Raw genomic sequence first — 3,748 nt, forward strand, 5'->3', positions numbered from 1 at the left:
GCCATTCACGCCGGGGAAAGGTCCCGGACCGCGGCCACCCGAAACCAGCCACACCCCAAGGCCCGCGGTCCGGAACCGCCCGGCGACAATGGACGATCAGAAGGACCAGAACCCAGCCCGGGCCACAACCCTTCACACATATCGTCTAGTGCCTGATCAATACGTCAAGGAAATGACGGCACGGCGCCCCGCAGTGACCAGGCGCCGTTTCTTTCCGTCCCGGCACACCGGCAGGAATGTTGGGGGCTACGTGCTGCTCTGTTCGTGGGTCCAGCCGCTGAGGTGGTTCAGGTAGTCGGGAGCAAATTCTCCAGTGGCCGTGGTCTGGAGTCTGTGGTCGGCGTCCGGGAAGACGACGGTCCGGTGTTGGCGTCCGGTCAGCAGGGCGGAAGCGTCGTATCGCTCCATGCTTTGCGGCGCCGGAACCAATGGGTCGCCCGAGCCCAGTATGGCAAGGGTGGGGACGGCGATTCGGGAGAGATCGGTCATCGGGTCATGACTGCCCCAGCTGCGCAGTTGGGACCAGCAGGGCTCATCCAGGATGAACCCTGCTGCGTGCAGCTTCCGATACCAGGGCTCGTTGACCACTGCGGCGACGATTTGTCGGCCGGCTGCAAGCCCCTCTCCGGCGTCGGCGGACCTGGTGAGGCGGTGCAGCAGCGAACCGGCCGCGTCCGCCTCGGAGGATGACAGGCCGCCGGATGTCAGCTGCGGCGATAAGTAATCGAACGACCCTTGAAGGGCGTCAGTTCTCGCCTTTCGGCCGCTACTGAACTGACGTACAGAGCGCAACAGGAACAACAGGGGCTCGCAGCTCCCGAGCAGCACAAGCATTTCCTCTGGATCCTGCGTGCCCGCTCCACCAGCTCAACCGTCCTGCGGACGGCTTCGCAGTCGATGGTTGTGCTCGGCGCTGCGCTTATTTCCTCACACAATCCCACCGCCGCGTGCCGTTCGGGTTGCGCCGGTGCCGTGGGCACAGCTACGCGATGCTCCGCCAGCAGGCAAAAAACATGGTGGGGAGAGCGGGGTTCTTTCCAACGCGCCGCAGCGTTTGTCATATTCAGGTAAGGCTAGGGATCATGGGGCACAATCACGGGATGACGGATTCCGGACAGCAGGACATTTCACGAATCGGCGCTCCCTCTGCCGTTCTCGAGGCCGGGGCACCGGCCCAGCGTGGGGCATGGGAACGCCCAGCCGGGGCCAAAGTCCCGGAAATCACCGCCTGCTTCTGGATGGCCAAGGTGCTCACGACCGGGATGGGCGAAACCACGTCGGATTTCCTGGTCCATAACATCGACCCGGCCGTGGCGCTGTGCCTTGGTGGGTGCGCTTTGACCGCTTCTATTGTTCTGCAGTTCGCTGTCCGCCGCTACATTCCATGGGTCTACTGGCTGGCGGTGGCCATGGTCAGTGTCTTCGGGACCATGGCTGCCGATGCACTGCACGTCGTGCTGGGCGTCCCATACCTCATGTCCGCGGTGTTCTTCCTCGTCGGTCTCTCAGTCGTTTTTCTCCTTTGGTACCGGTCCGAGAAGACCCTCTCGATCCACAGCGTGGACACGCGGCGCCGCGAGGCGTTCTACTGGACCGCCGTCCTGACCACGTTTGCCCTGGGCACCGCGACCGGCGACATGACTGCGTACAGTTTGGACCTTGGTTATCTCGTTTCAGGCGCCGTGTTCGCCGCAGCGATCGCCGTGGCCGCATTCTGGTACTGGCGCGGCTGGCTCGCGGCGATACGGTCCTTCTGGTTCGTCTACATCCTGACCAGGCCGCTCGGGGCATCCTTCGCCGATTGGACAGCGGTTTCCGTTGACCGCGGCGGCATCGGCTGGGGGACCGGGCCTGTCAGTCTGGGCCTCGCGGCCTGCCTGGCGGGCTTGGTTATCTATCTGTCAATCGCGGGCAAGAAAAACGACATTCATCGCTTACGCTAGTGAACCTGCCCAGTTTTTCGGGCAGTTGGTGCTGATAAGAACCCGTATGCCAGGCTGAACCCTGCGTATGTATCTGATGGATCAATCCGCCCCACTCCCCAGCAAAGGTCAGCTTCGCCACTGGGCCTCTCACATGTGTCTCTCACTAGTGATGAACAAGCCGATTCGACCTGAAGGTTACGAGACAGTTTCGAGAAACGCCGGTCGCTATGGAAGTTGCACGACTCTGCGAAGGTCAGACGACAGCACTCGAGGCGATTGTTCGCTCGGGTGAGAGGGCTCGTATCCCAAGGGATATGAGACGTCTCAGCCCTTCGCTGAGGGCGGTCGTGACTCCGCTGGTGGGGTCGCTTTAGGCGCGCGAAGGTAGCGAACTTGATTTTTCCGGAGTGGTGCGGCGATCGACGGGATCAGTTCATGGTAGACAGAGCAGACCATGAACACTGGGGGGCGTTGTGATGGAACCGGTTAGATTTACTGATCCGTTTGAGGCTGAGGAACCGGGGTCGGTGGCGTCTGTCCCAAAACCAGCCCCCGTCCCTGGTCCTCCTGCCAGACCGCCGGAGGCTCTTCTCTTTTCTTCCCAGGGCCGTGAACGCGAAGTGCAGCGACTCATCCACGACCTCGCCATCCTGGCGACCGGGCAGCAGCGTCCGCCCGGCGGGTAGGGCCCGGGCAGTTGGGTTCGAAGTGAGATGGATGATCCCCGGACGGTAGGTCTTCTCGTGGTGTTTCTGGGCACGTTCACGGTAGCGGCGCTGATGTTCCTGCTCTATGTCACTGCTCTGTGCGTCTTGCTCGCTCTGGCGGGGACAGGCCAACTGCTCACCTGGGTCTTCAGGGCCAGCAAGCCGGCATATCAAGCAGGTAGGCCAGAGCGCCCGCTGGCCGTCACGCAAGAGGGGCGACACTACCGCTCGACGGGAGCTGGAAGCAACAAGATCAGATAGACACTTCGCTTCGATTCCCGTCATGCGGGGTCGGCGAAGGCGCCCATTGGGACGTTGCACTGAAGGCCCCGTTGGCGGCTGCGCTGATGAGTTGCGGCAGCGACGCTTGAGGGTATCCCTTGCGGGCGGCCAAACCCTTCTCCTAACCGAGGTGTGTCTCCTAACCCACGCGGCTCGAAACGCAAGGGTTGTGAGACATTGATCCGTGCGGGTCAACGTTCTAAAACGACAGTCTGACAAGATGTCAGCACGGATAGGGAGACATCGCCTGGTGGCGACGGCCGCCGGTGCCATGATTGCAGGTCTCGGCGGGGCCTTGATCGCCGGACGCTACAACCGCAGGAACCCCGCCAGCACGATCGCGGCGGCTGCATCGACTGTCCAGGCGCAGCGAGAGCACGACCGGGAACTGGAACACTCTCAATGGCTTCGCGATAAGAAGGTCGAGGTGTACTTCCGATATTTCACTGAACTACGCGAACTCGAGCAGCTAGTCACGTCTAGTTGTATTGACCACGGACGTTAGGAACGCTCGGCGTGGTTAGGTGACAAAAAGAAGACCTCCGAGTGGAGTGGGGCTTGTCTAAGAGTCCGATCCACAAGGAGGTCTTCAATGTCCCATGCTAACGCGCTCCTGACGCCGAAGGGCAGGCTTCTGCTGGCCCGGTGCGTTGTCGATGACGGGTGGACCCTTCGCCGGGCGGCTGAACGGTTCCAGGTGTCGGTTACGACAGCGGCGCGCTGGGCCGCCCGCTACCGGGACCACGGTGAGGACGGGATGCAGGACCGTTCCAGCCGGCCCGTCAGCTCCCCGCAGCGGACGCCGGTGCGGCGGGAGCGGCGGATCATTGCGAT

At 62.5% G+C, this 3,748-nt stretch carries 3 protein-coding genes; 2 read left to right on the forward strand and 1 reads right to left on the reverse strand.

Annotated elements, in window-relative coordinates:
• Positions 1–246: 246 nt before the first annotated feature.
• On the reverse strand, positions 247–834 hold the full coding sequence (locus AC1DFE_RS23805) for an alpha/beta hydrolase family protein (RefSeq protein WP_476908294.1): 588 nt from the start codon (positions 832–834) through the stop codon (positions 247–249).
• 248 nt (positions 835–1,082) lie between these two features.
• Between AC1DFE_RS23805 and AC1DFE_RS23810 the strand changes: the two genes are divergently transcribed.
• Both AC1DFE_RS23810 and AC1DFE_RS23815 read left to right on the forward strand, forming a co-directional pair.
• A complete protein-coding gene (locus AC1DFE_RS23810) occupies positions 1,083–1,943 on the forward strand; it encodes a COG4705 family protein (protein WP_476908295.1) in 861 nt (286 codons plus the stop codon).
• A 1,563-nt stretch (positions 1,944–3,506) separates the two neighbouring features.
• Positions 3,507–3,748 (forward strand): leucine zipper domain-containing protein (locus AC1DFE_RS23815; protein ID WP_476908296.1); only part of this gene is annotated, 242 nt, incomplete at its 3' end.

The sequence above is a fragment of the Arthrobacter sp. 05T423 genome (assembly GCF_056396245.1).